At 41.7% G+C, this 20321-nt stretch carries 19 protein-coding genes; 5 read left to right on the top strand and 14 right to left on the bottom strand.

From position 1 onward, the window contains the following. Window positions 1-129: 129 nt before the first annotated feature. Entirely contained in the window at window positions 130-1602 is a 1473-nt protein-coding gene (locus tag ACED60_RS03890) for an aminoacyl-histidine dipeptidase (protein ID WP_012604655.1), read from the top strand. Window positions 1603-1773: 171 nt separating this feature from the next. On the opposite strand, the gene ACED60_RS03885 is transcribed toward ACED60_RS03890, so the two are convergent. Next, window positions 1774-2313, bottom strand: a complete 540-nt coding sequence (locus ACED60_RS03885; RefSeq protein ID WP_102582454.1) for a DUF3332 domain-containing protein — start codon at window positions 2311-2313, stop codon at window positions 1774-1776. A 260-nt stretch (window positions 2314-2573) separates the two neighbouring features. On the opposite strand from ACED60_RS03885, the gene ACED60_RS03880 reads away from it, so the two are divergent. Further along, on the top strand, window positions 2574-3620 hold the full coding sequence (locus tag ACED60_RS03880) for a succinylglutamate desuccinylase/aspartoacylase family protein (protein WP_012604657.1): 1047 nt from the start codon (window positions 2574-2576) through the stop codon (window positions 3618-3620). Between the two features lie 174 nt (window positions 3621-3794). On the opposite strand, the gene ACED60_RS03875 is transcribed toward ACED60_RS03880, so the two are convergent. Beyond that, window positions 3795-4112, bottom strand: coding sequence for a DUF3622 domain-containing protein (locus ACED60_RS03875; RefSeq protein WP_009847480.1), 318 nt, complete (start codon window positions 4110-4112; stop codon window positions 3795-3797). Window positions 4113-4460: 348 nt separating this feature from the next. Beyond that, on the bottom strand, window positions 4461-5645 hold the full coding sequence (locus ACED60_RS03870; protein ID WP_371726971.1) for an NnrS family protein: 1185 nt from the start codon (window positions 5643-5645) through the stop codon (window positions 4461-4463). Between the two features lie 307 nt (window positions 5646-5952). Here ACED60_RS03870 and ACED60_RS03865 point away from each other — a divergent pair, with 307 nt between their 5' ends. Next, window positions 5953-6507, top strand: a complete 555-nt coding sequence (locus tag ACED60_RS03865; RefSeq protein ID WP_371726970.1) for a gamma-glutamylcyclotransferase family protein — start codon at window positions 5953-5955, stop codon at window positions 6505-6507. 408 nt (window positions 6508-6915) lie between these two features. Continuing rightward, entirely contained in the window at window positions 6916-8025 is a 1110-nt protein-coding gene (locus ACED60_RS03860; RefSeq protein WP_371726969.1) for a phosphatase PAP2 family protein, read from the top strand. On the opposite strand, the gene ACED60_RS03855 is transcribed toward ACED60_RS03860, so the two are convergent. Then, on the bottom strand, window positions 8009-8938 hold the full coding sequence (locus ACED60_RS03855; RefSeq protein WP_371726968.1) for a LysR family transcriptional regulator: 930 nt from the start codon (window positions 8936-8938) through the stop codon (window positions 8009-8011). The genes ACED60_RS03860 and ACED60_RS03855 overlap by 17 nt on opposite strands. Window positions 8939-9039: 101 nt before the next feature. On the opposite strand from ACED60_RS03855, the gene chrA reads away from it, so the two are divergent. After that, window positions 9040-10188, top strand: coding sequence for a chromate efflux transporter (gene chrA, locus ACED60_RS03850; RefSeq protein WP_371726967.1), 1149 nt, complete (start codon window positions 9040-9042; stop codon window positions 10186-10188). A 100-nt stretch (window positions 10189-10288) separates the two neighbouring features. Here chrA and ACED60_RS03845 read toward each other — a convergent pair whose 3' ends face one another. Genes ACED60_RS03845 through ACED60_RS03800 form a run of 10 tightly spaced genes read right to left on the bottom strand, consistent with a single transcriptional unit; the run spans window position 10289 to window position 20320 of the window. After that, on the bottom strand, window positions 10289-10999 hold the full coding sequence (locus ACED60_RS03845; protein WP_371707089.1) for a class I SAM-dependent methyltransferase: 711 nt from the start codon (window positions 10997-10999) through the stop codon (window positions 10289-10291). 9 nt (window positions 11000-11008) lie between these two features. Beyond that, window positions 11009-11938: a glycosyltransferase family 2 protein gene (locus tag ACED60_RS03840; protein ID WP_086048858.1), complete on the bottom strand. Its 930-nt coding sequence runs from the start codon at window positions 11936-11938 to the stop codon at window positions 11009-11011. Then, the gene (locus tag ACED60_RS03835; protein ID WP_371726966.1) at window positions 11931-13712 is read right to left on the bottom strand and encodes a hypothetical protein; all 1782 of its coding nucleotides are present in this window, start codon (window positions 13710-13712) and stop codon (window positions 11931-11933) included. Before ACED60_RS03835 ends, ACED60_RS03840 begins: the two co-directional genes overlap by 8 nt. 24 nt (window positions 13713-13736) lie before the next feature. Further along, a complete protein-coding gene (locus ACED60_RS03830; RefSeq protein ID WP_371726965.1) occupies window positions 13737-14741 on the bottom strand; it encodes a tetratricopeptide repeat protein in 1005 nt (334 codons plus the stop codon). Beyond that, window positions 14738-15709, bottom strand: a complete 972-nt coding sequence (locus tag ACED60_RS03825) for a type II secretion system F family protein (protein WP_371726964.1) — start codon at window positions 15707-15709, stop codon at window positions 14738-14740. The genes ACED60_RS03830 and ACED60_RS03825 overlap by 4 nt, the downstream gene beginning before the upstream one ends. 3 nt (window positions 15710-15712) lie before the next feature. Beyond that, the gene (locus ACED60_RS03820) at window positions 15713-16678 is read right to left on the bottom strand and encodes a type II secretion system F family protein (protein WP_009847491.1); all 966 of its coding nucleotides are present in this window, start codon (window positions 16676-16678) and stop codon (window positions 15713-15715) included. A 10-nt stretch (window positions 16679-16688) separates the two neighbouring features. Then, entirely contained in the window at window positions 16689-18140 is a 1452-nt protein-coding gene (locus ACED60_RS03815) for a CpaF family protein (protein WP_371726963.1), read from the bottom strand. A gap of 35 nt (window positions 18141-18175) precedes the next feature. Further along, a complete protein-coding gene (locus ACED60_RS03810) occupies window positions 18176-19390 on the bottom strand; it encodes an AAA family ATPase (protein ID WP_009847493.1) in 1215 nt (404 codons plus the stop codon). A gap of 1 nt (window position 19391) precedes the next feature. Further along, window positions 19392-19892 (bottom strand): TadE/TadG family type IV pilus assembly protein, encoded by a 501-nt coding sequence (locus tag ACED60_RS03805; RefSeq protein WP_009847494.1) that lies wholly within the window; start codon window positions 19890-19892, stop codon window positions 19392-19394. Then, window positions 19892-20320, bottom strand: coding sequence for a TadE/TadG family type IV pilus assembly protein (locus tag ACED60_RS03800; RefSeq protein ID WP_009847495.1), 429 nt, complete (start codon window positions 20318-20320; stop codon window positions 19892-19894). Before ACED60_RS03800 ends, ACED60_RS03805 begins: the two co-directional genes overlap by 1 nt. Window position 20321 lies beyond the last annotated feature (1 nt).

Raw genomic sequence — 20321 nt, 5'->3', positions numbered from 1 at the left:
GCTACTCGTCAAAACGCTCAAGTGGTATGCTGTTGCCATCAAAACAGACCCATATTTTAGATTTTTGTTCTAGTTTTTTGCCATTACAAAACCTAAATATATGGTTATCAAATAAAAAAGGAGTCATCCGTGTCTGAATTCCATTCTGAGATCAGTAAATTGTCCCCTGCCCCTATTTGGCAGTTTTTCGATAAAATTTGTTCAATCCCGCACCCTTCGAAACATGAAGAAGAACTTGCTCAATACATTATTGCTTGGGCAACAGAGCAAGGCCTAGATGTACGTCGTGACCCAACGGGTAACGTATTCATCAAAAAGCCTGCAACGGCGGGTATGGAAAACAAAAAAGGTGTCGTGCTGCAAGCTCACATCGATATGGTTCCACAAAAGAACGAAGACACAGTTCATGACTTCGCTAAAGATCCAATCCAACCATACATTGATGGTGAGTGGGTTACAGCGAAAGGCACAACGCTTGGCGCTGATAACGGCATGGGCATGGCTTCTTGCCTAGCGGTTCTGGCTTCGAACGAAATCCAACACGGCCCTATCGAAGTTCTACTTACCGTAGATGAAGAAGCAGGCATGACTGGTGCTTTCGGTCTTGAAGCGGGTTGGTTAGAAGGCGATATCCTTCTTAACACCGATTCAGAGCAAGAAGGCGAAGTGTACATGGGTTGTGCTGGCGGTATCGACGGCGCAATGACATTTGAAATTGCACGTAACGCGATTCCAGCTGACTTCGTAACACGTAAGCTAACGCTAAAAGGCCTAAAAGGCGGTCACTCTGGTTGCGACATCCACACAGGTCGTGCAAACGCAAACAAACTGCTTGCTCGTTTCCTAGCGGGTCACGCAAAAGAGCTAGACCTTCGCATCGTCGAATTCAAAGGTGGTAGCCTTCGTAACGCTATTCCTCGTGAAGGTTTCGTAACGGTTGCTGTTCCTGCTGAAAACCAAGAGAAACTGGCTTCGCTATACAACTACTACACAGAGCTGCTTTCAACAGAGCTAGGTAAAGTAGAAGACAGCATCGTGACTTTCAACGAAGAAGCTTCTGTAGAAATGGGCGCACTTGCGTCAGCAGACCAAGCTCGCTTTATCGCGGCACTTAACGCATGTCCAAACGGCGTGATTCGTATGAGTGACGAGATTGAAGGTGTTGTTGAAACATCTCTAAACGTAGGTGTTATCACAACAGAAGAGAACTCAATCACAGTGCTTTGCCTGATCCGTTCTCTTATCGATTCAGGTCGTAGCCAAGTAGAAAGCATGCTTCACTCTGTTGCTGAACTAGCAGGCGCTAACATCGCGTTCTCTGGTGCTTACCCAGGTTGGAAGCCAGATGCAGATTCAGAAATCATGCACATCTTCCGCGACATGTACGAAGGTATCTACGGTCACAAACCAAACATCATGGTTATCCACGCTGGTCTTGAGTGTGGTCTATTCAAAGAACCTTACCCGAACATGGATATGGTTTCTTTCGGCCCAACCATCAAGTTCCCTCACTCTCCTGATGAGAAAGTGAAGATCGATACGGTTGAGCTATTCTGGAATCAAATGGTTGCACTGCTTGCAGCTATCCCAGAAAAAGCATAATTCGATAAACTATGTATGTTCAATAAATGGTGTTTCCTATAAACAGAGCTCTTCACTAAATAGCACTTTTCAGTAAACACCGTTTATAGACACAAAATAAAACAGGTACTCAATGAGTACCTGTTTTTGTATCCAATCTTTGTAGCTATGTACTTGTGACTAAATAAACAATTAAGCGCGTGAAGCCGCGTAGCTTTCTAACTCATCAATTGAAGTTTGTGCCACTACTTCGCCGTCGATGAAGTATGTCACCATCTCACCATCACGAACTCCGATCAATGTCGCACGCTCACCAGACTGGTAAGTGATGTCCATTTGGATCGTGTTTTCGTCGATCTGCTGCATTTGACCTTTCTCAATCATATCAGCACTCGTAATAGGACCCACTGGTGCTTCAGTCAGTGACTTATCAAGCTGATGGTTGATATCAAGGTAAGTATCAATCTTAGTATCAAATATATGCGGTGCACCTGTTAGTGGGTTGCTGCCCGTCCAGAACTCTAGTGAGTTGAATACCAAGTAATCAGCTGCAACTGTTAGACCGTAAGCCGGTGCAAGCAATATGTTCAAACCACCACGAGCGTAACGGTTATCAACGGCTTTAAGGTTGAACTTCATTAGGTAACCCGTTACTGCATTGCTACCAACACAGCCAGATAAAGCAACAGATACCACCGCTAGTGCTACAAGTTTTGAAATTGTTTTTTTCATTTTCATCTCGATATTTGAATTTGGCCGCCAAAAAATGGCGGTGGATAATAGCAACCAACCAAATGACAAATATCAGTGTACTGTCAGAAAAACCACAATTTGAAACACCCTATAATGAGTCAAATTAAAACTGGAAGCTTATTTATAGACAACTCCATAGAAAACTTTTGTCGTCACCGTAAACCGATTGATTCGTACTAAAAATCAACGATTGGTACATTCCGTGTTAACGAATTATCACCATGTTGAGAACAACCTAAATGGCAAGACTAAAACCTAATCAACCATTCGAATTACTTGGTTATACTGTTCAGCCAGGACAGCGAATGGAGATTGAACTGCAAGCGGCTCAGCTTTACACGCACTCTCCACTTTCGATCCCGATTGAAATTATTCACGGTCGCCAAGCAGGCCCAACACTGATGGTAAATGCGGCTATCCACGGCGATGAGCTAAACGGTGTTGAGATTGCACGACAACTGACCAATGCGATTGATCCAAAGAAACTGAAAGGTACCTTGATTGTTGTGCCTATCGTTAACGTGTTTGGCTTTATCCATAAATCTCGTTACCTACCAGACCGTCGTGACCTAAACCGTTGCTTCCCTGGCAGTGAGAAAGGATCGCTAACATCACGCATCGCTTACACTTTCTTTGAGAATGTGGCGAAGCACTGTGATTTTATTTTGGATCTACACACAGGTGCGATTCACCGTACTAACTTGCCACAGATCCGTGCAAACCTGTCGAACCCAGAAACATTGCGCATCGCAAAAGCGTTCGCAACACCAGTGATCATTGACTCACCACTGCGTGACGGATCACTTCGTAGCGAAGCGGAAAAATTGGGTATCCCTGTATTAACTTACGAAGGTGGTGAAGCGTTGCGTTTTGATCACCTAGCGATTCGTGCGGGTTACCTTGGCGTACATCAAGTGATGAAAGAAATCGGCATGCTGCGCCCAAACCGTAAAAAGTTGCCAGAACCAGTGTTGAGCAAATCCACCAGCTGGATCCGCGCTGAGTCAGACGGTATTTTGCGTAACATGGTGAGACTTGGCGAACAAGTTGAAGCAGGACAAACTCTCGCTTACATAAGCTCTCCGTTAGGTCACCAAGAAGGCCAAGTGATCACAACCAAAGGCGGTATCGTGATTGGCCAACAAACTCTACCGTTGGTAAACGAAGGTGACGCAGTATTCCACATTGCTTACTTCAAACAAGATGACGATGAAGTGGGACAATCAGTTGAGAGCTATATTGAAGAAGTAGCGGAAGATGATTGGCTAACGGCGCTTAACAACTAATCAATGAATGACATGTAGTCACTAGCAAGAAGTGGCTACATTTTCGAAAATAAACTCCACAAACTAAAAAGCCCCAATACACTTTTGACTAGAAAGAAAAAAGTTATATTGGGGCTTTTTTTACTTGTCCCTTATCTTAAAATTAAGGAACCTGTAAATTAATTAAGCGCTAAATTACTCAGCGTCTTCTTGCTCTTCTTCACGAGCTTTTGCGCGTGCTTCACGTGCTTGCTCAGCTTTAAGTTCTTTAGTATGACGTAGTTCGTCACGCTCTTTACGCTGCTCTGATTTACGCTCGTTACGTTCAGCTTGGTTTGCGATGAAAGATGCTAGCTCTTTCTCTGCCCACTCTTGTGCTAGAGCTTCAGTTTCAAAACCAGACTCACGCTTAGATACTGTTGTGCTGCGAGACGTTACTTGACGAGTAATCTCGGCACACCAACCGTTGCGTTTTTCTGTAAGGCGGATATCAAATTTTTTGTTCTTAGACATGTTCTATTTTTTCCTAAGGGAGATCATTAAGGGATCGGTCAACTTTGATAACTCCATCTAAGTGAGCATCTTTTAACACCATCCCTTGGTAAGCGCGGTATTAGAGCACAAATCAATGAATATTGCTGCAAATATTTGCAGCGGATCACACTCCAGTGCTGTAAATCGTGTGTGCCGGATTTCAATGGGTTCGTAACTCTCCGATTCACCATCAACTTCTATGCTATTTTATCGACAACAATGAAATGAACTGTTCTCAAACAGAGACAAATTAAAGCGATAACTAGCTGCGATCAAAAAGAGAAGCTCAGTGCTTCCCTTTAAAAATGTGTTAGAAAATCAATACGCTTACCCCGGATGACCATCCACTCTTGGTGTTAACAGCATCATGCCAAACTTCCAGATAAACAGACCAAACGCCAACGTCCATAAACCCGCGCTGATGTTGACCATCTCAAATAAGTAAGCAGGGAAGAAAGTGACACCTAAGCTACGAACTAATGCCGCGATAAAGATAGCCGAGAACGCCAGCGCCATACTTGGCCCTTTATAGATAGCACGGCCAGTGTGTCCCATGGTGACACGTGTGATCATCGCAAGAATGAGCCCACTCAAACCGCCAATCGCAAATAGGTGTAGCATGTTATGGCTTGCAAATGGATTATCTAACAAGCCTCTTAGCAACAAGCTCAAAGGAATACACAAATAAGCCGCATGCAGTGACCACACCAAAGGCTCAGACAACGTTGTCCAAGGCTTCCAACGAACAAAGCGAACCAACTGAGTCACACCTGCAAACACCATCAACTCATTACCCACTTGAGCAAAGGTCAACGGGAAGAAACTCAGCACAAACAATCCAACCAAAGGCAGGTTCGCTAGCCATTCCAACCAAACCAGTGGTTGAGCTTTTTCAAAGTCGAAACGACGAGCGGTGAAGAATGGAATCACTCGTCCACCCATCACGGATAATAGCAACGTAAACCACCACAACATCGCTTGCCATACCGCGGATGAAGGGAATGGAGGCATGCCTTTAATCGTCGCGTAACTAGCAAAGTTGGCGACGATAGCCAATATAAACAGCGGCACAAAAAACAGGTTCTTCCAGCCTTTCGATTTCACGACACGGAAACCAATCTCGTAAGCGGCAAAGATCAAGAACAACGCTTCAACCGATGAGATCAACCACAATGGCGCCGGTGTCCAAAATAGAATACGAGGTGCGAGCCACAAACCAACGAGCGCTGCTAATCGATAATGTTTAGTTCCGTTGATTCCCGTCCACGTTTGCACCGCAGTCAGAACAAAACCAACCACAATCGCCATAGAAAAACCAAACAGCATTTCATGTACATGCCACCAAAGCGCGGGTACTTTTAACACTTCAGGCTGACCATTTTGGAACATGACAACCCAAGCGACGATAGCAATCACGGCATAGAGACTGCCAAGAAAGAAGAAAGGTCTAAAACCTAAACGAAGATAAGCTGGAATCGCATCTTCTACGCTTTTATCTGTGATATTTAACAAACTCATTCCTCATTTCAGATAACAAGCCAAGTGTGGCTTATATTGAATTGCTACCAATAGCCAAATTCAAGGTGCAGTAATCATCACCGCAATATTGCCTAACACGATGCATGAAACGCGCCAAAGATATAAAACCAATAAGAACAAGCAACAAGGTGTATTTAGAGGTCAAAAAAGTGTCAATTAAACACACCACAAAAAGTCATTTAGACTCGAAGATGTATGAAATAAAAAACTACTGACATTTAATGAAGCCAAACATATAGTAAGACTAGTCTCAAATACAAAAGAACAGACAGGGAACACGATGTATATTTTTGGTTATGGTAGCTTGATCAACTCCTCTTCTCGTCAACTCACAGGTCAAACAGGACAAGCGATTCCTGCGATAGTGCACGGCCTAGTGCGTCACTGGAGTAAAATCGACGACAGCTATGTTTTGTCACCGTTGATCGTCAATCTTGGTGAGGGACAAGTGAATGGTGTTTTGCTGGAGGTCGATGATGTTGCGTTGGCTGAATTTGATCGTCGTGAGCGTGGTTATCACCGAATTGAGTTAAGAAACGATCAGATAGAGAGCCAAACCGAGTTTAAAGCGGATCAATCGATCTGGGTTTACATCAAAGACGAAATCGAAGCGCCTTGCGAAAACAGCCCTATCGTTCAAACCTATGTTGATACTGTCATGACAGGATGTTTAGAGGTGTCTGAAAGCTTTGCAGCGCACTTTGTAGAACATACACAAGGTTGGCACCATCCATTAGAAAATGATCGCCACCAGCCGAAATACGGCAACCTTGCTGGGGTTTCTGATCACCACCACAGTGTGATTGATGGCTTGATACTGACCGTTCGTAGCTAGTTGATACTCATAATTTGTCGGTCTACATAGCTCGTTGCTCTTAGTCAGTGAGCTCGACCGTTAACTGTTCTAAATCGGGATTAAACAACTCAAACCTGTAAACACCTAAGGGGTTAGAGCTAACTTCGAACAAAAGAAAAAGCGCTAGAGGGAGCTAGCGCTTTCAAGACCAACTAAGTCCGTTTAGCCTGGTAGTTTTTTAAGCTATATCATTAGGATATAACCCATTTTTTTACTTAGGTAAATCAAAAAGCCTATTCTTTACGACTACTTTTAGTCGTAAATTAAGTATAGTCGGGTTGTGAAAAATGGAAGGTTTTATTTCGTTTATTTTTACCTTAGACACAAGGTTGAAAAGTAGAAAACCAGCTCAAATGAACTAACCTTTAATCATGATAGGAAATCTTGATGAAGGGCTATATGGATTCAGAGACGACCACCGCCAAATCCACTCCTCAAAAAGAACAATCAAACTTGTTATCGTCTTTACTTCATGAATTCAGAAGAAACAAACTGATTCTGTATTATGTTGCATTCATTGCCCCGTTTACCTTAATCATCAACATATTTGTTCCCGAGAATATGAAATATGACATCTATAGCTATATCGATGTTTTGATTACAATTTGCTCTGTCACTTTTACTGTTTGGGCTACGTATTACTATTGCTATTTATTGTTTAAACGAGAAAAAAAACCAACGATACGGTTAATAAAAAAAGTGAAATCGCTGCTATTTCCTATATCCAAGCCTATTTATTTTGTTTTGTTAATGCTCGTTTTAAACATCTCATTCTCGAGCTATACGTTTATAAAATCACTGATACCTCACTTCAATCCATACAATCTAGATCTTACCTTTTATCATTTAGATAAGTGGCTGCACTTCGGTGTATCCCCATGGGAAATAACACATTTCTTCCTGCCTAATGCGGCTTCAACTCTAGTGATTAATTTTCTATACAATTTATGGTTTTTTCTTATGTGGGGGATGTTACTTTTTTTCATTGTCTATCGGAAAAATGACCACCTGCGTAACCAATTTATCCTCACCTTTTTGATATCTTGGTTTCTCCTAGGTAACGTCATAGCGACGCTGTTGTCGTCTGCGGGACCCGCCTACTTTCACCACTTCTATGAACAAGATCTCTATCTTAGGTTAATGGAACGTCTACAAGCGCAAGACCTCCAGTTAAAGCAAGCGAATCTATTCCCACTTTGGATGCTATCCGCGCAGGATATGCTTTGGGATAGCTATGTGACAGGAATAAGAGGCAGAGGAACGGGCATATCCGCCATGCCAAGTTTGCATGTAACAATCGCAGTGTTAATGGCTATGACCACATTCCGGTTAAACAAAAACTGGGGATATATTGCGTGGGTTTACGCTTTCTTTGTCCAAGTTGGGTCCGTTCACTTAGCGTGGCACTACGCAATAGATGGGTATATAGTTGCTCTTTGGCACTTAATTGGTTATTTGCTAAAAAGAAACGCGTCATCAATCACTCAGCCGCAATGACAATCTCAACCGCTTGAGAGATCACTTTCCTCAAGTGAGTGTTTTTGTCATCTAATTGCTTTCCCTTACGATAAACCAGCTGTATATCAAAATCAGGAACATCTATCGGCGGAGCAACGGCTATCAGTGAACTGTCGACATTAGGGGCATTTCTAGCGACTAACTTAGGCACAATGCACAATAGCTTTCTGCCACTGATCAATCGTTTTACCGTTAAGAAGTTGCTTGAAGATATCGCCACTTTTCTGGTGTAGCCCAATTCAGACAATTTAGTATCAACTGCCGTTTTTAAGGCACCATTAGGAGACACTAAGGCGTGCTCCACAGACACAAATGTCTCTAGCGACATCGGTAGTTCAACACCAAGTACTGAGCTATCAAGTAAGCAAACATGCTGCTCGGTGTAGAGTTGCTCAATACCAAACAGCTTAGGCACCTCTCCAAAACTACCTATCGAGATATCCAGCTTTGCCTCTTCAAATACTTGCTGATAGTTGCTTCGATTAACATTAAAAAATGCGACTTGAGAGTTTGGTGAAGCTTCTTTGATCAAATCGAAGATCATTGGGCCAAACATCTGTTCCGCGTAATCGGTAAGTCCGATCTTCCAGTTGCCTTTATAGCTATCAACTTCGAACCTTTTGGACAACAGAACTTCAGATTGAATAATATTAAGCAACGCATCGACGGTGCTTGATAATTCAATGGCTCGGTCGGTCGCTTCCATCTTACTGCCCACACGCTCAAATAGAGGGTCATCAAACAACTTTCGTAGCCTTTGTAAACTATGACTCATCGCTGACTGGCTGACATAACAACGTTCAGCGGCCTTGCTAACGCTGTTGGTTTTATACAATGCCTGCAGTGCAATCAACAAATTAAGGTCGACCCCTTTCCAGTTAAAATCAGCCATAAAACAAAACCCATATTATTCATAATCACAATTAAAACAATTAATTTGAATCATAGTCTAACTCCACATAAATTACGCTAAACATTTATCTGGAATCGATCATGCTTTCAATTTTTAAAACCTTTTTCTGGCTTGGCTGGATTAGCTTTGGTGGACCAGCGGCACATATTGGCTACTTCCGTAAAACCTTTGTTGAGAAACTGAATTGGTTATCCGACGAAGAGTACGGGCAAATTGTCGCCCTCAGTCAATTTCTGCCGGGTCCAGGCTCAAGTCAGGTTGGCTTTGCGGTTGGTTACAAAAAAGGTGGCTTAACCGGTGCGATTGCCGCATTTGTAGGCTTCACCTCCCCTTCTGTCATCCTAATGTTGATATTGGCCTTAGTGAGCAACCAGTTGTTGGAAGCACCGCTTTTCATTTCAATCATCCACGGACTTAAGCTACTCGCAGTCGTGGTTGTAGCTGACGCCACTTTCGGCATGTACAAAAACTTTTGCCAATCAAAGATAGCAACAGCACTGTGTGTGATCACCGCGATTGTTCTACTTTTGATTCCTGGGATCTGGCCTCAAGTCTTAGTGCTCCTATTTGCAGCGATAGTTGGCAGTAAGTTCTTAACCTCGCAAGACTTAAAAACAACGCCTTCGACACATAAGATATCCATAACACCGCTAGTGATTTTTGTAGCACTACTGATTGGTCTACCGCTGTTCAGTGCATACTCTCAAGGCATTGAAGTATTTGGTTTATTTTACCAAGCAGGTAGTTTGGTATTCGGTGGCGGGCACGTGGTTCTTCCTCTGCTACAAAATGGTATTGGTGATCAACTGTCCCAAGATACCTTCCTAACAGGCTATGCCGCTGCGCAAGCGGTACCTGGCCCAATGTTTACATTAGCCACTTATCTAGGCTATGTGTTGATGCCATCGGCACCGATTACAGGTGCACTGCTCGCAACAGTTGCGGTGTTCTTACCGGGTTTCTTATTGCTACTGGCTGTACTGAAGAATTGGCAGGCGATTGCAAGCAAGCCTTTGGTGGCAGGTGCTCTTACCGGTGTGAATGCAGCAGTTGTTGGTCTATTACTTGCAGCTCTATACAAACCCATCTTCACAAGCGCAGTGAGCAGCGGCATAGACTTCGCTCTGATCATTGTTGGCGTGTGGTTATTGAAAACCGTAAAGGTTCCGATTGTAGGGTTAGTGGGTGTGTTTATGTTGTTTGGCGCAATTACAGGTTTGGCGATCTAAGCTATCAATTAATAGACAGACAAATAAGAAGTGAGAGGTTTGATCGCTTACTTCTTGTTTTCCCGCTCTTCTTTCAAAAACTAAAAGCATCTTTCACTTCCTATAGTGGTTTAACCCCGTGGAAGTTAAAGAACAAATTGCAATCAATAAGCGGTACAAAGCTCAGCGGCCAAAATGATTTTTGGTGTTCAGGAAGGTAATACCTTAAGAAAGCGATTAGGTTATTGCATGGATTGACATGCTCTCTCGCCATAATGTAATCGTAATGCCACCCCTTCTGTAAGGCGTGTTTTCTTGTCGTCATATAGCGACCGATTTTCCAAGCGACCCCAGGATCGGTAGGAATCAAAATAGACAGAGTGCCTCCAGGCTTTAACACTCTTAACCACTCTTTAATCACCAAGTGAGGCTCGTATAAGTGCTCCAATATATGAGTTGCGATCACGCGATCAAAACTATTGCTTTCAAAATCTAACTCACAAGCATTAGTTACGTTAAAAGTGAGTTTGTCATAAGAATTGATACGACTGAGTTGCTTATCTGCTACTTCGAGTGCTGATGCATCGCCATCACTAACAATGTATTCGTCGAAGGTGTGCTTAACATGCAATAAGTGTTCGCCCGTTCCTGAGCCCACTTCTAACACTCTCGAAAAGTGTTCACTTTCACCAAATGGCTTTTCACATGCTATATGACCAGCTCTCATCACATAACCCGTTGTATTGCCGTTATAAACTCGCTCATCATATTCGTCACTGAAACGAGATAAATAATCGATCCACTCTTTGTCTTCATCTTTGCTTGTTCTCATGCTTGATTCCTATTCAGATAGCGTTTTATCACTCGTTCGTAATATAGAAAGGATCCTCATCTCTCGCCTACCTCGTGATACGTTGTCGAGTATCAACCCACAGAAAAAAGACATCACCGCTATCAATGCAATTGAACTAGACAAAATCGCAGTAGGCACCCTTTCGACGAGCCCAGTATCGATGAAGTCGATGATAACGGGGATTCCTAAAACCAATGAAATGAAGCAAAGCAACATAGACAATACGCCAAAGAAGAACATTGGCTTTACATCTCTCAATAAGAACAAAATGAAATTGAGAATTTTGAGCCCATCACTAAAGGTATTCAATTTGCTGGCTGTGCCTTCAGGCCTTGATTGATATTGCGTCGAAACTTCTTTGATTGGCATATTATGATGTAGCGCATGAACGGTAAGCTCTGTTTCTATTTGGAAGCCATCACTGAAAATGGGTACGGTTTTGACAAATCGATGGCTCATAATTCGATAACCAGAAAACACATCACTCAATTGAGCATTGAATGCTAAATTAATCAGCGATGAAAACAGCTTATTTCCTAGGATATGCCCTTTGGGATAAGCCATTGAAGCTCGCTCTCGACTTCCAATAATCATATCGAGTTTTTCATTATCCAATTGTTCGATCAGCGCAGGGCATATTGACGCATCGTAAGTGTCATCACCATCAGCCATCACATAGATATCAGCATCAATATCAGAGAACATTCGCCTGACAACCTCCCCTTTACCTTGGCGAGGCTCATGTCGAACAATAGCCCCAGCTTGCAAAGCCTCGTTTACCGTGTTGTCGGTTGAGTTGTTGTCATACACATAAATAGATGCATCAGGTAAAGCCTGCTTAAAAGACATAACTGTCTTCCCAATAGCACCCGCTTCATTAAAACATGGGAGCAATACTGCTAATTTCTGCTTATTCATTCTCACCCCTCACTTTAAAAACTCGGTAACCATCCTTAACTCCGTCGTATGTCACCTCTAGCCAATCTGGAACATTATCCCCATGAAGCCTTTTAACTAGAGAATTATCGCTTCCCGACGCCTCCAGAAGAGATAAATGAGGGTCATTACCAATCAATATATAATCAACCCTTTTGTCTATTATTTCTTTTCTTGCTAAGAGCATGTCCTCTTCTAGCATCACTTCAATTAGGAATTGGTTGCCAGCAATATTTCGATGGTAAGGCGCTGCAATGATACTGTTGTTGGTTTTTGCTAGTACAGGAGCGCCGGTTTCTATCCCAGAAAGAATTGTATGTGAATTAATACCGTTATCTTTTAATACTTTAAATATATCTGGTGGGTTTTCTATATTATCAAAAACAGTGGTTAATTTTTCTTCTGGTGACAAAAAAACAATAAAAAGTGCTAAAGCTAAAGGAGCACCAGAGAAGATAACAATAATTTTTAGAACTGAATATCTAACAACATCGGACAATTTTATAATAAAGTATGCTTGAAAAGGTGCAGCTAAAACAAAGCACAGCCTCATTATTCTAATCTGCCAAAATATCGCAAGAAATAAATTAAACATAAAGATGATGTAAAATATTATTGCATGGTGGTTTTTTAACTTAAATATTGGGGATAGAATTGCGGGAACCAATAGCAACGCATAGTTTTCAACAGAAAATAAACCATGGGTTGATATATAATTAGCAACAGATTTAGCTTCCGTCACTTGATCAAGCCAATACATCTTAAGTATTGGAGGGTAATCAATTAATAAAGCACTAGTAAGTGATGGGTAAACAATAAAAACAGGAAGTAAACACAACAAACCAAGAGTAATAAACAGGAAAGTCCTTTCAATTACACTCTTATCATTACTCGCCAACCTGTGATAAAAATGAACAAACAACCAACCACTAAAGAATAATATTATAATAATAAATGATACTTCATCATATTTTAAAACAAAAAACTCATCGTAAGGCCTATTCAATAAAACAGTAATAGATGACAAAAACGTACAAGTAGCGTATAGCTTGGAGATATAACTAAAGTATCCGTTATTAAAAAAACTGAAATAGACCGTATAAAGAAAAAAGAACGGAAAAAACAACAATAGATTATCCACACCCGTCCACAAAGATAAAGATAGGAAAGTGGATTGTATATAAACACGCCATGATTGATTGAGATTGCGAGTAGTAAGAGGTGTAACTGAAAGAAACAGTGCTGCTAATATAAGTTGAATATTATGGTGATCAATAGAACCTGGCAGGAAATGAATAATTGAAGGAGAGGAAATAGCAAACATCATACTTATGAAACGATATTTGCTCCCAAAGTATTGGTCACATAAATAGAAACATGATAATGCGTAAAGTAACAAGTAAAACAATGGCACAACAGAAATTGAGATTGAATAAGCAAGACTATCATCAATTATAAATAGCAATGGGAAAGCGACTATAGATAACATTAGATCAGGAAACCGAGACCAATGAATAATAATGCCATCGAGAGCATTGAAATTACTCATCGGTTCTAAGTACCAATGACCACTTTTCATCCACGCTTGGAACTGAACATAACGCATATAATCATCGTTATCATTTAGATTGAGTGCGGATACTGCTTCCCACTTGTAAAACAGTATCACTGATGCGCAGGCAAACCAAAAAATAGAGATTACAATGACATCTTTATTAAAACTTTCACGGTTAGGCAATATAAAGATCCTTTTCATTGCACTAAAACTGGCGCTAAGTAGTTATTGCTTCATCTCTCTTACCTCTGATAGCGCTCTATTCAGATTTTCATTGGCGATTTTGTAATAAGAGGGTTTCTTATCAATAGCTTGTTGAAGGTAAGGAACGGCTTCATCTGGTCGACCTTGAATAATTAAAAAATACCCTACATTGTTCAGAGCTTCAGGTGCATCCATATGACGCATAAACACATTTATCGCTTTTTTCACATCACCTGATGCCAAATAAATGAGCGCAAGGTTGTTTTGAGCCTTTTCATTGTTCGGTTCTATCTCTAAAGCCGAACGAGTATATTGATACGCTTCTTTGTAGTTACCGTACATGTAATGGGAATACCCCATATTCAGTAGAGCTTTCACTGATGTCTTATCGATAGTAAGCGATTTTTTAAAGTATTCTTGTGCGATTTGATGTTTTCCATCGACATCTTCCAGCACGCCAATACCCATAAAGGCTGATGCAGGAGACATACTGTCAACCTTCAAAGCGGCTACTTCACTTTGATTTAACGCTTGGTAGTTTTTAATCGTGCTACTACTTTTTAAACGAACTTGGTCTGCATTGATCGCTTTAAAGAAATAGCTTCTTCCCTCATCTGTACGACGCTGTTTGGTATATAACACGCCTAACTGCTCCAGCACTTCCGTATGCGCCGGGTTAAAATCTAATGCCGCCAGATACGCTTTTTCAGCCAGTGCATAGTTGCCTCTCGATAAATGAATCCTGCCGATAGTAAACAACGTTTTATCGTGAAACTCTTGCTCAGGAAAAGACAGAGAACGAATGTATTCGTAAAGAGCTAAATCGATATTGTTATCCCTTAAAGCTACATCACCGCGCATAATGGCTTCTTTTTCACTGACAGGGGGATCGTCACTGGTTAAGGTGTCAATTGGCTTCCCCGAATACAACTCGGCATCAAACTGATTGGTTGGTTCATCAGAAGAGGCACACCCTAAAATTAATAACGGCAGTAAAAGTAAAACCATTCTATTCATTAGCATCATAAACCGACTCCTGGCGCACTCAATGCGTCCATAACAATCATCATCCCTGGTCCTAGGGCAACAATAAAAAAACAAGGCCAAATAAATAACAACATAGGAAATAACATCTTAGTGGGTATTTTTGCTGCAATTTCTTCCGCAGCTTGTTGCCGCTTATCTCGAAAATCTTCGGTATAGTCTCGTAAAGTTTGCGCCAAGCTCCCCCCCATTCTTGAGGCATGAGACAGCAAGGATACGAGTCCGTCTAACTCATGAAGTCCCGTTCGTTCAACGAGCTGACTCAAAGCATCTGGCATGGTGACACCTGCTTGTATCTTGGCAAAAACAGTATCCAACTCATCGGCAAGTTCGGGCTGTGAAATGTATAGTTCGTTAGCAACTCGTCCTAGCGCAGCATTAAAACCAAGACCGGACTCTGTACAAACCACCAGCAGATCAAGAGCATCTGGTACACCATTCTTGATCTTTCTCTGTCTATCTTTTTGCATTTTACTCAATATAAAATTGGGTAAAAACGTACCGACAAAGATACAAGTCACGATCAATAAGTTGTTGTAACTGCCCCCTATCGCTAAATAAAACACCATAAATGCACAAACAAACCCGACAAGGGCTGAAAGTACTTTGAAAGCATAAAAGACAGAAAGCGCACTTTTTCCATGGTATCCGGCATGCATGAGTTTTTCTGAGTAAGTTTCGTTGTCTTTTTTATTCCCTCGTCCAATAAATGGCGTTAACGACTCTAACGTATTGGTAAAATCGTAAGGTTTTCGACTACTCGTATGACGACCACTGGATATCTGCTTTAGCTTTTTATCCAACGGGGAGCGAGTGCCTACAAAAAGAAAACCAAGCGTGAGGGTCAGTAACATAGTGGTCAGCAAGATCATCCCGTACAGTAAGGCTTGGCTACTGATCCCGAACTCAGAGAGTGCTTGCTTCCATACATCTAAATCAAAGAATTCCATAATCTATATCTCGATATTTATTATTTTTCTTATCCACAACGCCCCAATAGCCAACAAAATAACCCCAATACTGACCATCGATATTCCTCTAGGGTCGGTATACAAAGGTTCTATGTATTCTGGGTTTACGAATTTAAGGCCGAAAAACAGAACAAAGGGAGAAAGAGTCAGTATCCAGGCAGAAAGCCGACTCTCAGCAGAGAGAGTTTTGATTTTTCTTTCTAGTTTAAAACGCGCTCTCAGTACTTCAGATACTTTTTGCAGATTCTCAGAGAGATTCCCCCCAGTCTCTTTCTGCAGCATGACTGCACTAGAAAAAGCCAACATCGAAACCGTGGGTGCTCTTTCTGTCATTTGCATAATAGCGAGCCTCAAATCGTAACCGTAGTTCAACAAGTTGTAGGTGTTCTTAAATTCAACGCCAATAGGTTCAGGCATCTCCTCACCCACCTCATTGAAAGACTGAACCAATGGCTGACCTGCTTGTAAAGCTCTCCTGATAATATCCAAAGCTTCTGGTAACTGTTCTTCGAATCGTGCCATTCTGTATGTCACTCTGTTTTGAACAAACAAGTAAGCAACAACCCAAGCAAAGACAAAAGCCGCTACACAAATGAACCACACTTGATTTGATACTAAAGCAACCAAAGCCAACAAAGTGGCGCACAAGAACACAATCAATAAGAAGCGACTTAAAGTGATCTTCAGCCCCGCCAATTCCAGCATACGTTTTAGGTCTGCAAAGAAAGGAATGACAATCAACTTCCGGTCAAGTGGTGATAGTTCTTTGTTGTAGTGATCTTTTAAGAGCGACAAACTCTCTTCATCAATATTTCTTTGTGTCTCTTTTAAGCGACGAGTCAACTCTTTGTGCTTAGCTTTTTTTCCGGCAGCTGGCAATAATAAGGCTTGTGAAATAAACAACACCGCAACAAACAATAGAACCAATGAAACTGTTACGCTATCCATAATCCGCTCCTCAGCTATGTGATTCGGTAAAGAGCTCAAACGGCAAATCAAGACCACGCTTCACCAATTGGTCATGAGACTGAGGCACCACACCGGTTGCTGTGTAATAACCTAAAATATTGCCATGCTCATCGACACCTTGACGCTGAAAGTGGAAGATCTCAGACATCGTGATGACCTCTCCTTCCATACCATTTATCTCTTGAATGCTCACCATACGGCGCTTACCATCTTCCTGCCGCTCCATCTGCACAACTAAATGGATAGCAGAAGCAATCTGCGCTCTGAGGTTTTTGGTAGAAATGTTCCAACCAGCCATCGAAAACATATTCTCAACACGGCTTAGAGCATCACGGGGGGTATTGGCGTGAATAGTGGCAAGAGATCCATCATGACCAGTATTCATAGCCGCTAACATATCGACAGCTTCGCTACCACGCACCTCACCAACCACAATTCGATCCGGTCGCATACGTAAGGTGTTTTTTACCAATTCTCTTTGACTAATCTCCCCTTTCCCTTCTAAATTAGCAGGGCGGGTTTCTAGGCGAATAACATGGGGTTGTTGAAGTTGTAACTCGGCAGAGTCTTCTATAGTAATGATTCGTTGGTCTCGAGGAATGAAACCAGAAAAGATATTCAGTGTGGTTGTTTTCCCTGACCCCGTCCCTCCTGAAATCAAGATATTAAGCTCACCTTTCACTGCAGCCTCCACAAACTTAGCCATTTGTGGAGAGGCTGATTTATACTCCAGTAAATTATCCATAGTTAAGCTATCCACAGCGAAACGTCGTATGGATACCGATGGGCCATCTAAAGCAAGAGGTGGGATAATCGCATTCACACGAGAACCGTCGGCCAATCGAGCATCCACCATTGGAGAAGCCTCATCAATTCGACGCCCCACTTGGCTAACAATACGGTCAATGATGTTTCTAAGGTGTCGGTCATCTAAGAAAGTATAGGGTGTCTTTTCCAATTTCCCCCCTCGCTCAACGAACACACTCTTAGGTCCATTCACGAGAATATCGGATACCGTTTTATCTGCTAATAACGGTTCTAACGGCCCCAGTCCAAACACTTCATCCTCGATTTGCTTGATAACTCTTTTTCGACCTTCAGCACTCAGGGCATGACTTTGATCGTCAGCCATTAGCTGAACAATCGCTTCATGGAGGTCGACTTTAGCACGCTCCTTATCAAGGCTAGAAAGCAAACCAAGGTCGAGTGTTTCTAAGAGCTGCTTATGGAAATGGTGTTTAATTGATAATTCTTGTTCTAAGACTTTTTTTGCTTCATTAACCGATTTTTCTTGTTCTTCTCTGGCATCTAGCCCTTTTAAAGCAACTGAATCACTAGCATCACCTTGAGGAAAGGCAGCAACGTTTTCGCTCTCCTGCTGCGAAAATTGTTCTGCTTTTTTTTCAAACTCCGGATTTATATTTTTTCGTTTAAAGAACATAACGATCCCTCATCTATATGCTTAGAACAAACAATCTATGAAAATATCTTTTTGAGCCAACTCTTCTCTTCTTGTTCCGGAGGAGAGAGGATGTGAGATAAATCGATGATCGACCGTGTAATCGAACTCTTCTTTTTTGACTCAACCAAAGGCTGACCTAAATTGGCACTCTCTAGTGCCACTTTAAAATCGTTAGGCATTAAATGGATATCATGCTTTCCAACGGTCTGTTCTATATCCGATAATTTAATGGTTTGTCGTTTCTCATAACGATTTACGATGATCTCTATTGCATCTTGTTGTAATCCGTACTCAAACTTCAGCGTTCTTACCAAACGGTTACTGTTTTTAACAGACACTAAGGTTTGTTGAGCAACAAGTAGCACCTTAGTCGCAGGGGAGATAGCCGAAGCAAAGATATGATCCAAGCCTCGAGAGAAATCAATGATAATGTAGCGATAGAAACGGCGTAGTACAGGTAATAACTTTCCAATTTTCTGGGCGTGCTCATAATCATCCGCGTTGTTTTCATGCTTGAAACTTAAAACATGCAACCCAGATGTATGCTTGTTCACTAAACTTCCTAACGACATTTCATCCAAATCATTAGAACTGTCGATGGCATCCGAAATACTGTAGGACGGCGTGATATTCAAATATTCTGGAATAACACCAAACTGGAGATCAATATCAAGCAACAGCACCTCATTCGGGTGATAACTTGCTATTTCTACGGCTGTATTGAGCGCTAAGGTTGTCGCCCCCATACCACCTTTAGTATTGATAAATAAAAACACTTCACCATAACTAGAGTTTTCAATTTTCTCCGCTGCAGTTTTCTTAAGTAGCGGTAAAAGACCTGAAATTGAAATGTCATGAGATAGAAAATCAGAAGCACCAAGTCTTAGCGCTATTTTCAATGAGCCGTTATCACTCTCATCACCAAACACAACTAAAGATAAATCATGCTCTTCTAACTGTAGGTTGTAGCTTTGAAGATCCACCATTTTCTGAGCCCAACCACCACTTGCTTCAACAAAAATAAGATCGGGAGCATCTATATTTTTCACATACTCTTCAGTCATACCTAGCAAAGAAAAAGAGTCGATATGAACATTTCGACAGCGTTTTAATTGCTGTCTCATATGTGCATGAAATTTTTCGTTGCTATAGATAAGCCATACATTCAAGTTGGTTTTAAGGCGAATCGCATCGTCTTCACTTGGTAAAATATCAATTGCTTCGCCCATACTACCCACCCTGTACTGGTTCCGGACACCTTGTCCTAGTATTTGTTTCAGCCTTTATCACACCCAAATTCTCAGCTGGTAAAATTGTCTCAAACGCAGGGGCAGTAAGAAAACCATTGGCCCCTAAAAAGCTTAGGTTACTGATCAGTTGAATGCCATAACCTATAGCTCTTGCTCTAACAAACTTGATCGCACTCAGGTTCGCTTCGAAATCAGAAGTAATTTCAACGCCAGAAGCATCTAAGTACGCGACCTCCAAATTACTATCACTAAAGCCTAGTAGTGGTATGTCTTCTACGACAACCCCCGCAATGTTATCGCGATCTAGCACGTAACAAACGGTCGCTAACCTAGCTGCTTTTCTGGTCGCCTCATTAACAATCTGCAATGAAAATACGTAAGCCCCTAAAGCTAGAATCAGAAAAATCAGCAAAAACACCAACCAAGAAACAATCGTAAATTCGATGATGGCTAAACCGCTATGTTTCTTGATTGACTCCATCAAAAAACCCTCATCACGGACGACACACTCAAGGGAATTGATAAACTTTCAGATGAAAATGGGACAGATAAGAAATGAGGAACATACTCATAATTCACCGTTATTCTCACATAACTGTCCGCAGTGGGAGGAGTAACAACCACATCAGAAGTTGCAAGACTAGAAAGTATGGCTGTACCTACCGTGTTTTTCCCGTAAACCACGATGTTTTGAATTTCCGCAGTCGGCGCCAATGCTCCACCTTGTGTTCCATAAACTTCGCTAACTGCGTATCGAGCCCCATTTTGAACCGATTTAGATATCACATTGTAATGAATTAGAATGTTTCCCAACTCAAGAACCAACACTAAGAAAAACAATAAAACTGGTGTTGCAATCATCATTTCAATAGCTGCGAGACCTTGCTGCTTGTTTAATTTCCTATTCATA

Origin of the sequence: Vibrio sp. 1F279, assembly GCF_041439815.1 — a bacterium.
GTDB classification, from domain to species: Bacteria; Pseudomonadota; Gammaproteobacteria; order Enterobacterales; family Vibrionaceae; genus Vibrio; species Vibrio tasmaniensis_A.
Note: the sequence above shows the minus strand (reverse complement) of the source record. Positions and strands in the feature narration are given on the sequence as shown.